At 62.5% G+C, this 12,497-nt stretch carries 13 protein-coding genes; 8 read left to right on the top strand and 5 right to left on the bottom strand.

The annotated features are described in order from the left end of the window. Nucleotides 1–29 precede the first annotated feature (29 nt). Nucleotides 30–1,676, top strand: a complete 1,647-nt coding sequence (locus ACP7AP_RS15640; RefSeq protein ID WP_426035407.1) for an ATP-binding protein — start codon at nt 30–32, stop codon at nt 1,674–1,676. After that, nucleotides 1,673–3,016 (top strand): sigma-54-dependent transcriptional regulator, encoded by a 1,344-nt coding sequence (locus ACP7AP_RS15635; protein ID WP_426035405.1) that lies wholly within the window; start codon nt 1,673–1,675, stop codon nt 3,014–3,016. The genes ACP7AP_RS15640 and ACP7AP_RS15635 overlap by 4 nt, the downstream gene beginning before the upstream one ends. A gap of 174 nt (nt 3,017–3,190) precedes the next feature. On the opposite strand, the gene ACP7AP_RS15630 is transcribed toward ACP7AP_RS15635, so the two are convergent. The 5 genes from ACP7AP_RS15630 to ACP7AP_RS15610 are packed head-to-tail and all read right to left on the bottom strand — an operon-like array spanning nt 3,191 to nt 7,830. Then, nucleotides 3,191–4,486 (bottom strand): NAD(P)/FAD-dependent oxidoreductase, encoded by a 1,296-nt coding sequence (locus ACP7AP_RS15630; protein WP_426035403.1) that lies wholly within the window; start codon nt 4,484–4,486, stop codon nt 3,191–3,193. Further along, a complete protein-coding gene (locus ACP7AP_RS15625) occupies nt 4,486–5,430 on the bottom strand; it encodes a branched-chain amino acid ABC transporter permease (RefSeq protein ID WP_426035401.1) in 945 nt (314 codons plus the stop codon). The genes ACP7AP_RS15630 and ACP7AP_RS15625 overlap by 1 nt, the downstream gene beginning before the upstream one ends. Further along, complete coding sequence (locus tag ACP7AP_RS15620; RefSeq protein ID WP_426035399.1) at nt 5,427–6,335, bottom strand: branched-chain amino acid ABC transporter permease; 909 nt, start codon at nt 6,333–6,335, stop codon at nt 5,427–5,429. Before ACP7AP_RS15620 ends, ACP7AP_RS15625 begins: the two co-directional genes overlap by 4 nt. Next, nucleotides 6,332–7,069, bottom strand: coding sequence for an ABC transporter ATP-binding protein (locus tag ACP7AP_RS15615; protein WP_426035397.1), 738 nt, complete (start codon nt 7,067–7,069; stop codon nt 6,332–6,334). Before ACP7AP_RS15615 ends, ACP7AP_RS15620 begins: the two co-directional genes overlap by 4 nt. Further along, nucleotides 7,066–7,830 carry an ABC transporter ATP-binding protein gene (locus tag ACP7AP_RS15610; protein ID WP_426035395.1) on the bottom strand — a complete coding sequence of 255 codons (765 nt, stop codon included), beginning with the start codon at nt 7,828–7,830 and terminating at the stop codon, nt 7,066–7,068. Before ACP7AP_RS15610 ends, ACP7AP_RS15615 begins: the two co-directional genes overlap by 4 nt. Before the next feature lie 91 nt (nt 7,831–7,921). Between ACP7AP_RS15610 and ACP7AP_RS15605 the strand changes: the two genes are divergently transcribed. The 6 genes from ACP7AP_RS15605 (at nt 7,922) to ACP7AP_RS15580 (ending at nt 12,249) form a co-directional block, all read left to right on the top strand. After that, nucleotides 7,922–8,629 (top strand): GntR family transcriptional regulator, encoded by a 708-nt coding sequence (locus tag ACP7AP_RS15605; protein WP_426035393.1) that lies wholly within the window; start codon nt 7,922–7,924, stop codon nt 8,627–8,629. Next, the gene (locus ACP7AP_RS15600; protein WP_426035391.1) at nt 8,626–9,093 is read left to right on the top strand and encodes a DUF3830 family protein; all 468 of its coding nucleotides are present in this window, start codon (nt 8,626–8,628) and stop codon (nt 9,091–9,093) included. Before ACP7AP_RS15605 ends, ACP7AP_RS15600 begins: the two co-directional genes overlap by 4 nt. Then, on the top strand, nt 9,093–9,434 hold the full coding sequence (locus ACP7AP_RS15595) for a TIGR04076 family protein (RefSeq protein ID WP_426035389.1): 342 nt from the start codon (nt 9,093–9,095) through the stop codon (nt 9,432–9,434). Before ACP7AP_RS15600 ends, ACP7AP_RS15595 begins: the two co-directional genes overlap by 1 nt. Continuing rightward, a complete protein-coding gene (locus tag ACP7AP_RS15590) occupies nt 9,431–10,483 on the top strand; it encodes an aldo/keto reductase (protein WP_426035387.1) in 1,053 nt (350 codons plus the stop codon). The genes ACP7AP_RS15595 and ACP7AP_RS15590 overlap by 4 nt, the downstream gene beginning before the upstream one ends. 72 nt (nt 10,484–10,555) lie before the next feature. After that, nucleotides 10,556–11,797, top strand: a complete 1,242-nt coding sequence (locus ACP7AP_RS15585; protein WP_426035385.1) for an ABC transporter substrate-binding protein — start codon at nt 10,556–10,558, stop codon at nt 11,795–11,797. A 59-nt stretch (nt 11,798–11,856) separates the two neighbouring features. After that, on the top strand, nt 11,857–12,249 hold the full coding sequence (locus ACP7AP_RS15580) for a hypothetical protein (protein ID WP_426035383.1): 393 nt from the start codon (nt 11,857–11,859) through the stop codon (nt 12,247–12,249). Nucleotides 12,250–12,497 lie beyond the last annotated feature (248 nt).

The following is a 12,497-nucleotide window of genomic DNA, read 5'->3' as shown; positions in this document are numbered from 1 at the left end:
GTGGAAATAGAAACATTAGGTTGCAGGTGATGCTTCGCATGAACCGCGCGCTGACGCGCTTTGTCCTTGCCAGTGCGGCGATTGGCCTGCTGGCGCTGGTGTTCTATTTCGGTCAGGCCAGTGCGGTATCGCGGCTTGGCGAACAGGCCGCAGCAGCAGCGGAATCGCGGGTGCAGGCGCTGGAAAGCGTGCTGGCGACCCAGCGCGCGGTGGCGGCGATCCTGTCGGATGATGGCTTGGTGAAGGATGCCCTGCGGCATGGCTCTACCAGCGCGCAACAGGGGGTTTCGCGCAAACTCGATCAGTTGCGTGCGGAAACCGGCAGCAATGTGATCTACCTGCTCAACACCACGGGCACCGCGATTGCGGCCTCGAACTGGGACGAGCCTTTGTCGTTTGTCGGCACCAGCTATAGTTTCCGGCGCTATTTCACCGAGGCGATGGCGAAGGGCACCGCGCTGGAATTCGCGCTTGGCACGGTGAGCAAGCGCCCCGGCCTGTACCTGTCGCATGTGGTGTCGGATGGCACCGCAGTGACGGGCGTCGTGGTCGTCAAGATGGAGTTTGATGTGCTGGAAGCCAGTTGGGCCCGCAGCCCCGATCAAACCCGAGTCAGCGACAACGCGGGCATGGTGTTGCTGTCTTCCGCCAACAACGAACGGTTCAAGCCGATGCCGCGCTTGCAAGGCAAGTTGAACATGACCCGCCCGGTGCCGGGGATGCCGGATTGGACGCTGACGCTCAGCACCTCAATTGCCCCGGCGCGGCAGGCCGGGATTTTGGCTGCGGGGGCTGCGCTGGGGTTCGAGATCATCCTTGGCGCATTGATCTGGCGGGCGGGGCGGGCCAAGCGGCGGGCGGAAAGCGCCATCGTCGCCGAGCGCCGCTACACCGCCGATCTGCAACGCGCGGTCGAAGATCGCACCCGTGATCTGACCGCAGAGATGGCCGAACGCCGCGCGGCTGAGGCACGGCTGGCCCGGATGCAGGCCGATCTGGTGCAGGCCAACAAGCTGGCGACCTTGGGCCAAGTCACGGCTGGCCTTGCGCATGAGGTCAATCAGCCGCTGGCGACGATCCGGCTGCTCGCCGAAAACGCGCTGGTCTTGCAAAAGACCGCGCCAAATGAGGTCACCGAAAACCTTGGCAAGATCGTGCGGATGTCGGAACGCATCGGCCAGATCACCACTCATCTGCGCGGCTTTGCCCGTAAGGCCACCGGGCAAGTCGGTTCTGTCAGCGTGAAAGACGCCATTGACGCCTCGGTGATGCTGACCGCCTCGCGCCGCAGGGATGAAGGCGCGCGGTTGGTGATCGAAGGGGCGTCGCCTGATCTAATGGTGCGGGCCGAGGCGGTGCGGCTGGAACAGGTGTTGGTCAATCTGATCCAGAACGCGCAAGAGGCTTTGGCGGGACGGCCCGACCCTGAAATCCGCATCACAGTCGCGGCGGATGGCACACATGTCACGATCAGCGTGGTGGACAACGGCCCCGGCCTACGCCCCGATATTGCCGCACAGCTTTTCACCCCCTTTGCCACCAGCAAGCCCGACGGTCTGGGCCTGGGCCTTGTGATCGCGCAGGATATCATCCGCGATCTGGGAAACGAGCTGACCGTTGATCCCCCGCAACCCGGTGAGGGTGCCACCTTCCGCATCAGACTGACCCGCGCATGACCGCGCTTCCGCTGGTGCGCCTTGTCGATGACGACACCGATCTGCTGGAAGCGCAGACCCAAAGCCTGCGCATCGCCGGGTTTCAACCCGAGGCGTTTTCCTCTGCCAGCGCCGCCTTGCACGGCCTTGATGCCGATTATGCTGGCGTGATCCTGTCAGATGTGCGGATGCCCGGCATGGATGGGTTTGAGCTGTTCCGCCGCATCCGCGCGATGGACCCCGAACTGCCGGTGATTTTGCTCACCGGGCATGGTGATGTGGCGATGGCAGTTGCGGCAATCCGCGATGGCGCTTGGGACTTTCTGACCAAACCTGTGGGGCTGGATGCCCTGACCGCAGCGCTGCGCCGCGCCGTGCAAGCCCGCGCTTTGGTGCTGGAAAACCGCCAGCTGCGGGCGTTGCGCGGGGTTCCGGTGGCTGTGGGGCAGTTGTTGGGCGACAGCACGGCGATGGTGCATCTGCGCGACACCGTGGCGCGGCTGGCCGAGGCGGGGGTGGATGCCCTGATCACCGGGCCTTCGGGGACGGGCAAAACCCTGCTCGCCCGCGCCATCCACCGCGAAGGTCCGCGCCATGCCCGCGCTTTCGTGCATGTCGCCTGCGATGCTTTGGATGCTGCACGGTTTGATCTGGATTTCATCGGGGCCGAGGCAGGCCAACCCGGTGCTGCGCGTCATACCCGGCTGGTGGGACGGCTGGAGAAGGCGCATCGCGGCACGTTGTTTCTGGACCGGATTGATCGGCTGACCTTGGCCCAGCAGGCCCGCATCCTGCATGTGATCGAGGCGCGCGAGGTTTGGGCGGCGGGGGCTTCTGCCGCGCGGGCGGTGGATTTGCATGTTCTGGCGGCCTCGCAGGCCGATCTGGGCGCGATGGTGGCAAGGGGCGCGTTTCTGCCGGATCTGTATTATCGGCTGTCGGGGGTGACCCTGCATGTGCCTGCGCTGAAGGATCGACGCGGGGATATTGCGATCTTGTTCCGGCACTTCTTGTTGGCTGCTTGCGGCCGGTTGAACTTGGCCGTGCCACAGATCACGCCTCTGGCGCAGGCTCGGTTGGCCACCCATAGTTGGCCAGGAAATGCGCGGGAATTGATGCAGTTTGCGGAGTCTTTGGCTTTGGGGTTGCCTGCTTTGGGGGAGGTTGCGGGCGAGGAAGTGGTGGGATTGGCGGAGATGATGGCGGGGTATGAGGCGGGGCTGATCCGCGAGGCTTTGTTGATTTGTGGCGGGAATGTCAGCCGGGCGATGGTGCGGCTGCGGCTGCCGAGAAAGACGTTTTATGATAAGGTGAACCGGCTGGGGATCAAGCCTGAGGGGTTTAGGAAACGCGAGGCTTGATGGGGGGAGTTGTGGCACAAGCGGCAGGTCTGCCTGCAATGGCGGCCAGGTTTGTTCCCAGCGGGGAAAGGCTTGTGTTTTTTTTGCAATTTTTTAGCGATTTTCCACAACATGTTGTGGTTTTCAGGGCAGTGCGCGCAGTTTGGCTTCAGACCACCTCTGGCCCGGCAGGGGTCAACGGCCTAGTCCGGCGGGGCTTTCGATGCGGTCGCGCCATTGGCTGATCGGCAGCAGGGCGTTGGGGGCGTGGCGCATCAGGGCGTGTAGCGGGATCGGTGCGGGGGCAGTGGCGGGAATTGCCAGGGACTCGGCAGGGGTGCCTGTCGCCCAAAGGGCAAGTTCTCGCCCCATTGCGGTGGTCATCGCGATGCCGCGGCCGTTGCAGGCGATGCCTGCGATGAGGCCGGGGGCTGGGGTGATCAGGCGGGGCAGGAAGTTGCGCATCACGGCGGCGATGCCGGACCATGCGTATTGCAAGGGTGGCAGTTCGGGCAGATCAAGCATTTGCGCCATGCGGCGGTGGATGGCTTTTGGCACCCGTGCATCAGCGCCAAGGCCAAGGATGTGCATGCCGCCGGTGATCAGGCGGTTGGCGGCGTCGAAGCGGAAGGTAAACAGGTTGCGGCGGCTGTCGGAGACGCATTGGCCGCCGGGGAGCAGGCGTTGGCGGACAGATTGCGGCAAGGGTTCGGTGGCGATCTGGAACACTTTCAGCGGGAAGAAGCTGTGGGCGAGGCCGGGGATCAGGGTATCGGCGTAGGCGTTTGTGACGTTGACGACTTTGTGGGCTTGGATGGTGGCGGTTTCGGTGCGGGCTTGCCAGCCGTTTGGGGTGGCGGTGAGGGCTGTGACGCGGGAGTTTTCATGCAGATGTGCGCCTGCTTTCTCGGCGGCGCTGGCGAGGCCTCGGGCATAGGCGACGGGGTTCAGCACGCCACCGGAATGGTCGATCCAGCCGCCGAGCCAGCCCTGCGCTCCGGTTAGGGTTTGCACGGCGGCGGCGGTCAGAAATTCCACCGGGCGGCCTTCGGCGGACCATTGGCGGACGCGGTCTTTGGCGCGGTTGAGGGCGGTTTCGGAATGCGCGGGTTGTATCCAGCCAGAGCGATGGGCATCGCAGGCGATGGCATGGCGGCTTATCAGATCGAACACCAGATCGGCGCTGGTGGCGGCCATTTGCACCAGTTGGTTGCCATTGGCTTCGCCCAAAGTGGCGCGGATGCCATCGGGATCGACCTTGGCGAAGTTTGGCACCACGAAGCCCGCGTTGCGACCTGTGGCACCGGAGGCGATCTGGTTGGCCTCTAGCAGAACGACTTTCAGGCCCGCTTCGGCGGCGTGCAAGGCGGTGGAGAGGCCCGCGAAACCGCCGCCGATCACCAGAAGATCGGCAGTGATTTCGCCCTTCACTTGGGGGCGCAGAGTAGCGAATGCAGCGGTGGCGTGCCAGAGGGTTGCGGGTTCTTGCATCACGAGCGGCGTTTTCCGAACAGCCCTTGCGGGCCGAAAAAGCCTTGTGGCCGCCACAGCAGGATCAGGCAGAGCATCACGCCGATGGCGACGATTTGCAGCGAGGCGGCGCGGGCTTGCCAATCGCCGGGGACCACAGCAGCGCTGAACGCGCCTGCGCCAACCCAGATTGCCCAGACCACGATGGAGCCCAGGATTGCGCCTCGGTTTGAGCCCGATCCGCCGACCATCAGCATGGCCCAGACTTGGAAGGTCAGGGTGGGCAGATAGCCGTTGGGGGCGATGAAGCCGATGAAATGGGCTTGGACGGCTCCGGCAAGGCCCATGACGGCACCGCCTGCGGCGAAGGCTTGGATGCGGTAGGAACGGGCGGATTTGCCGAGCGAGATTGCGGCGCGTTCATCTTCGCGCAGCGCTTTCAGCACCCTGCCCCATGGGCTGCGGGAGAGGTGTTCCAGCGCGAGGTAGACGGCGATTGTGACGGCGGCGATGACGCCAAGGTTGATGAAGTTGAACAGTGCGGGTTGGTCTTGCAGGGCGGCGAAAGGGCGCGGGATGAAGGCGACGCCGAAGGGGCCTCCGGTGAGAGTTTGAGCGTTGAGCGCCACCAGTTGCACGACGACGGCGACGCCGAAGGTGGTGATGGCGAGGTAGTCGGATTTCAGCCGCAGCGTGGCGAAGCCGGTGAAGGCGGCGGCGGCGGCGGTCACAACGGCGGCGGCGAGCCAGCCTGCGAGGATCGGCCAGTCAAAGCCGCCGATGCGGTCGGCTGTGTCGGGGGTGGTGAGGATGGCCGAGGTGTAGGCTCCGATGGCGACAAAGCCTGCGATGCCGACGTTGAACAGCCCGGTCTGGCCCCATTGCAGGTTGAGGCCCAGTGCTATGAGGCCGAAAATCAAGGCACTTGAGGTGAAGAACGCGCCGTAGCCGAGGAGGTCGATCATCTTTCCGCCCTTCCAAACAAGCCCATCGGGCGGACTAGGAGCACCGCCATCAGGATGGCGAAGGCGATTGCAGCGCGCCATTCCGCGCCGATCAGTTGCACGGCGGCGGCTTCTGACAGGCCGATGATCAAGCCGCCAAGGACGGCTCCGGGCACCGAACCGATACCGCCGAGGATGGCGGCTGCGAACATGGGCAGCAGCAGGTCGAGGCCCATCAGCGGGCGGATTTGCACGAGGATGCCGACCATAACGCCCGCCGCGCAGGCGAGTGCTGCGCCGATGATCCATGTGGCGCGCACGACGCGGGCGGTGTCGATGCCGACAACGCGGGCAAGCGCGGGGTTCTGGCTGTAGGCGCGCATTTCGCGTCCGGTTTGGCTGCGCGACATGAACAGGTGCATTGCGGTGACGAGGATCACGGTGGTCGCCAGCATCACCATTTGGTCGGGGGTGATGCGGATGCCGAGGCCTATGGGGATCGCCATCTGGATGCCGCGTGAAAAGTAGGTCGGGCTGGAGGTGAAGATGAACTCCAAGAGGCTGCGCAGGGCCATGGAGGCTCCGAACGAGGCCATGACGACGATGATCGACTGGCCGCGGTCGCGCAGGCGGGCGAACAGCAACCAGTCGAGCAGTAGGGCGAGGCAGGCGGTGAGGATCATGCCTATCAGGGTGGCGGCGATCAGGGGCCAACCGAAGGATAATGCGCCGATGGGGGCGGAGGTGCCGACTAAGGCTCCGATGGCGGCGACGACGGAAAGGGTGCCGTAAGCGCCCCAGGCCATGAAATCACCGTGGGCGAAGTTCGAAAAGCGCAGGATGGAATAGGTCAGGGTGATGCCGATGGCCCCGAGGCCGATCAGGCTGCCGGAGATTAATCCGTCGACGATGAATTGCAGGTTCATGCGTGCCTCCGCTGGCCAAGGTAAAGCTCTGCCACCACCGGATCATCCCAGAGGGTAGCGGCACGGCCTTCGTGGGCTTCGCGGCCCTCGACCAGCACATAGGCGCGGTCGCCGATGGCGAGGGCGGCGCGGGCGTTTTGTTCGACCAGCACGATGGTCAGACCCGCGCGGCGGATTTCATTGAGGCGGGCGAAGACCATTTCGACAAATTTCGGCGACAGGCCCGCCGAGGGTTCGTCCAGCATCAGCACGCGGGGATGCACGATCAGGGCGCGACCCACTGCCAGCATTTGCCGTTGCCCACCGGAGAGGCTGCCTGCCGCGAGTTTGCGCTGGCGGGCGAGGTCGGGGAACATGGTGTAGGTCTCATCCATGCGGGCTTGAACTTCGTTGCGGGGGAGGACGCCGCCCGCGACGCGGAGGTTTTCTTCGACCGTCATCAGCGGGAAGATGTTTTCGGTTTGCGGCACGAAGGCGAGGCCTTGGCGGACGCGCAGGTGGGCGGCGCCGTAGGTTATGTCTTTGCCATCGAGCAGGACTTCGCCGCCTGTGACGGGGACGAGGCCCGCTATGGCCTTGATGAAGCTGGATTTTCCGGCACCGTTGGGGCCGAGGATGACGACGATTTCACGCTCATCGGCGTGGATGGAAGCGCCTTTGACGATGGAAAGGCCCGGCTCGTAGCCTGCGATCAGGCCCTTTACGTCAAGGATGGGCATGTTGAGGCTACTCATGCCGGGGTTCCTCCGAGATAGGCCTCAATCACGCGGGGGTCGCGGGCGACTACATCGGGGGTGCCTTGGCACAGCATGGAGCCGGAGGCCATGACGAGGATGCGGTGGCAGAGGCGGGTGACCATGTCGATGTTATGCTCGATCAAAACAAAGGTGACGCCCGTGCCGTTGATTTCGCGGATGCGGTCAATCAGGACCTCCAAGAGGGTCGGGTTGACGCCTGCGGCGGGTTCGTCCAGCAAGACCACCTTGGGATCGGCCATCATCACGCGCGCCAGTTCCAGCAGTTTGCGCTGACCGCCGGATAGAATGCGGGCGGGATCATCGGCCAAACGGCGCAGAGCTACGAGGTCCAACAGGCCTAAAGCCTTATCGCGCGCGGCGCGTTCCTCGGCGGCGATGCGGCGGGGAGAGGTGAAATTCGCCCACAGGCGTTCGCCGCTTTGGTTTTGGCGGGCCAGCAGCATGTTGTCGATCAGGGACAGTTCGGGAAACGGGCGCGGGATCTGGAAGGTGCGGCCCATGCCGCCTGCCAAGCGGCTGTGTGCCGGGGATTTGGTCACATCCTGCCCCATCAGTTTGATCTGCCCCGATGTGGCTGCGACCGAGCCTGCCAGCAGATCGAACATCGTGGTTTTGCCCGCACCGTTCGGCCCGATCAGGCCAAGGATTTCCCCAGACGCGACCGCGAACGACATCTGATCGACGGCAGTGACACCGCCGAACCGTTTGGACACATTAAGGGCTTCAAGAACTGCCATGGCTATCCTGATGTTTGATCTGTGATCACACTTGATTTGATCACAGTATGGGCGTCTAATTTGATCAGGCAAGATGATTCGTGAGGTTCAGATGGCGGTTGGTGAAGCAGGTTTGGCGCTGGCTCCGATAGGGCGCGAAAGCGTGCAGGATCGGGTTTATACCGAGCTGCGCCGCGCTTTGATCAGCGGCCTGTTCGCGCCGGGGCAAGTGGTGACGATCCGGCAGCTGTCGGATGCGCTGATGACCTCAACCATGCCGGTGCGCGATGCTTTGGGGCGTTTGATCAGTGAACGCGCGCTGGAGGCTTTGCCGAACCGTTCGATCCGGGTGCCGCCGATGACGCTGGAGCGGATTGACGATTTGCTGCGCACGCGGATTTTGATTGAGGGTGAGGCGATTGCTTTGGCAGCCCCCCAGATGACCGCCGCCAATATCGCCATGCTGCGAGGGCTTATGGCGGAATGGCAGGCGCTGCGGTTGGATGGCGATCCGGCGACGGTGGATCAGGAAGCCGCGCTTAATCAGGCGTTTCATTTTGAGATTTACAATGCCTGCGGCTCTGCAGTGCTGATCCCGATGATCGAAAGCCTGTGGCTGCAATCGGGGCCCTGTACGCGGGCGGCGATTTTCGCGTTTTCCGAGGCGGGAGAGAGTGACTCCGCGCATTTTCATTTGTCGATGATTGAGGCTTTGGCTTTGGGCAATGCGCAGGCCGCGCGTAAAGCGCTGGTCGCCGATATCAGCCGCCCGTTCGCGTTTTTACGAAAGAAACTTTTGTCGAAAGAGATCGCCGCATGAAAATTCGCATCACGCACGCCGCTTCGGGCATGGACATTCTGGCGGTGATCAACCCCGACAAGGCTCCGGTCACCGCGGCTTTCCTGTGGCGGTATCTGGAAAGCCCGCGCGTGGTGCCGGGGATTCATGCAATGTGGACAGGGCCGGAAATTTCCTGTCCGATCCCCTCGGCGCATCTGGGGGTGGAACCTGCTTTGCCGCCCGAAAACGCCACCTTGCATCCGCAACCGGGGGATATTGTGCTGGCCTATGTGCCCGCGCGGATGTGGGGTGGCAATCCTGATGCGATCTTTGACATTGGGCTGTTTTACGGCCCCGGCGCGCGGATGTTGTTTCCGATTGGTTGGTTGGCGGGGTCGGTGGTAGCACAGGTGCGGGCTGAGGATCGCGCGGCTTTGGCAGAGGCTTGCGGCAAGATCAGGCGGTCGGGCGCTTGTGAGATCACGTTTGAAAGGGCGCTTTGATGGATGAGTTTGAGCTTTACGATCTGCGGGTGGAATTGGTAGCCCCTGAAGGTGCCAAGATCTATTGCGGCAAGGTCGGCGATTGGTTTGAGTTGCTTGGTGAGCAGTTGCACATGCCGCCGGGGCAGAGTTTTTCAATCTATTCCCTGTCGTCGATCCTGCCGTTGTTGCCTGCAAAACAGCGGGTGACGCATCCGCATGACTGGATGACTTCAGACGCCGAAGTGGCCTGCCCCGATCCGCATTGCCCGTCGCGGCTGCGCATCACGCGGCTGGGCAAGCGGCGGTTTTCGCACGCGGATACCACCGCCGTTCCGTTGCCAAAGGAGTCCGCAGAATGAGTGTTCCTAAGCTGGAATTGCGCCCCGGTTATACGACGTCTCGGGTGATCCGCGGCGGTTGGCAGTTGGCGGGCGGGCATGGCCCGGTGGATGCCACGCAGCAGGTTGAGGATATGATCGCCTTTGCCGATGCCGGGATCACCAGTTTCGACTGCGCGGATATTTACACGGGCGTGGAGGAGTTGATTGGGGCTTTCCGCACGGCTTACGGCAATGCGCGCGGGGCAGAGGCTTTGGCGCGGATCAAGGTGCATACCAAGCTGGTGCCGGACCTGGAGGCTTTGGCGGTGGTGGACCGCGCCACCATCCGGCGCAGCGTGGACACCTCGCTGGCGCGGTTGCGGATGGAACGGCTTGATCTGGTGCAGTTCCATTGGTGGGATTACGATGTGCCGCGCTATCTGGAAGCGGTTGGTTGGCTGAATGAGATGCGGCTGGAGGGTAAGGTTGACCAGATCGGCGGCACGAATTTTGATACTGCGCGGACGCTGGAGATCATTGAGGCCGGGGTGCCATTGTTGTCGATGCAGGTGCAGTATTCGCTGCTGGACACGCGGGCGGAGCGATTGTTGGCCAAGGCGGCCAGCGCAAATGGCATGTGGATTTTCTGCTACGGCACGGTGGCGGGCGGGTTTCTGGGGGATCGTTGGCTGGGGGTGGCAGAGCCGGAGCATCCGTTGGAGAACCGATCTTTGACGAAATATAAGCTGATCATCGACGATTTCGGCGGCTGGGATTTGTTTCAGACCTTGCTGCGCTGCCTGCGGCAGATCGCGGATCGGCAGGGCACCGATATTGCGACCATCGCGAGTGCGGCGATGCTGGACCGTGCGGCGGTGGCGGCGGTGATCGTGGGGGCGCGCAATCGCAGCCATCTGGCGCAGAATTTGAAGGTGGCGGGGTTGGCTTTGACTGCGCAGGACCGGGCGGAAATCGCGGCGGTGTTGGCGCAGGGGCATGTGCCGGAAGGCGACACCTATACTCTGGAGCGTGACCGTCATGGGCGGCACGGTCAGATCATCAAATACAATCTGAATAAGGCGTCCTGAACGGACACCAGCGCGCGGATCAGCCTGAACCTGCGCGGATAATATAGGGCTATTTCAACAGATGAGGACGACATGAGAAAGTTACTTCTAGCCAGCGTTGCGGCCCTGATGCCGATGGGCGCGCAGGCTTGCGATATCACCGTAGGTCTGGTGCTTGAGTTGACGGGTGAAGCCGGGGCTTACGGTCAAGCCGGAGCGAAATCGGTCGAGATGGCGTTTCGCGATCTGAACGACGCGGGCGGTGTGGCAGGATGCATGCTGAAAACCGACACGCGCGATAGCCAGACGCAGGCGAACCTCGCGGTGGATGCGGCAACGCAACTGGTGCAGGTAGCACATGTGCCTGCAATCATTGGCGGTATCATCAGCCCGATGTCGATCCCGATCCTGACTTCGGTGACGGGGCCTGCGAAGGTGCTGCAAGTATCCCCTGCCTCGTCTTCGCCGACCCTGACCGAGCTGGGCAAGGATGGCAAAACCAATGGCGTGTTCTTCCGCACCATCACCTCGGACGCGTTGCAGGGTGTGGCTGCGGCGAAGTTCGCGATGGATCAGGGCATGAAGAAAATCGTGATCATCCATCAGAACAACGACTTCGGAGTCAATCTGGTGAAGGAATTTACCGGGCCATACACCGCTTTGGGTGGCACGGTGGTTTCGGTAACACCCTATAACGCCAAGCAATCCAGCTATGCTTCGGAAGTCACGGCGGCTTTGGCGGGGGAACCGGATGCGCTTTATCTGATTTCCGACCCGGTGGATGGGGCAACCATCGCGCGGACGTGGATTTCGCAAGGTGGCGTGCAGAAATTCCTGCTCAATGACGGCATGAACTCGGATGATTTCATCGCCGCTGTTGGCAAGGAATATCTGGGCGGGGCTTATGGCACCTCGTCGGGCAGTGTGGCTTCGGCCTCGACCGAGTATTTCAACGCCAACTATAACGCGTTTTCGGGGTTGGACCCAGCCGCTCCTGCGGCGGACCGTTCCTATGATGCGGGTGCTTTGGTAGGTTTGGCGATTGCCATCGCAGGCGGGCCGGATGCGGCGAAACTGCCAGAGGCTTTGCGCAAGGCGGTCAATCCGACGGGCGAGGTGATTTACGCAGGCAAGGAAGAATTCACCAAGGCGCTGGCGCTGATCAAAGACGGCAAGGCGATCCGTTATGAAGGCGTGATTGGCCCGGTGAATTTCGACCAATACGGCGATATTTCGGGGCCGTTCCGGCTGTGGCAGATCGTCGATGGCAAAGTCACCACGATTGGCGAGATGACCACGGCGGATGTCGATAAGGTCAAGGCCGAAGTGAAGTAAGCGAAACGCTGGCTTTGGGCGCGGCGGTGGTGTCGCGCCCAAAGTAGCCTGCCGGTTCGATGGCGAAACCCGCCCTACTGGCCGCCCGCTGGCTTTACCGGTATGACGGTGCTGCCCTTACCGAAAAGTCCTGCATGCCCTTGCTGTCCCGATTGATCCGTCTGCTTGTCGCCATTGCCGTTGTGGCGATGCTTGGCACGGCAGCGGAGGTACGTTCGGGCAGCGGCTGTTTGAAGATCTCAAGCGTTGAGATGTGCATGGACCCCGCGCTGCGTGCGACTGGCGAGACCGCTGGCGATCCGCTTGGCAAGAAATGCTTCGATGCGATTTTGTTGGCCGATATGTCGGTTGATCGGGACGGTGCAGCTGTTGCGGTCTCGGTCAGGTTCACCGTGGAAAAGCCGAAGTCGTCGCCTGTCGCACCTTGGAAACCGCCGCGAGTCTCTGCCTAAAAGCTGTGCTGGTCCTTCGGGGCCGAACCGTTTCAGAACCGCCCCGGAAATACCGGATGCGCGGCATTAGGAGATATGACATGAGCAATGATACCCAAACCAGCGGCGATGTCCGCTATGTGATCCCCGTGTTGATTTTCATCCAGAAGTGAGCCGGGTTTTTCACCGAGAAGTGAGCCACCTCTGATTATGGATTTCGGTTCATGCCGGGGTCAAGCTGTGTGTTGTCTCCTTCTTTTTCTTTGCAG

The organism is Cypionkella sp. TWP1-2-1b2, from assembly GCF_049896245.1.
Classification (GTDB): Bacteria; Pseudomonadota; Alphaproteobacteria; order Rhodobacterales; family Rhodobacteraceae; genus Cypionkella.
The sequence above is the reverse complement of the archived record's forward strand: the minus strand, read 5'-3'. Positions and strand labels throughout refer to the sequence as shown.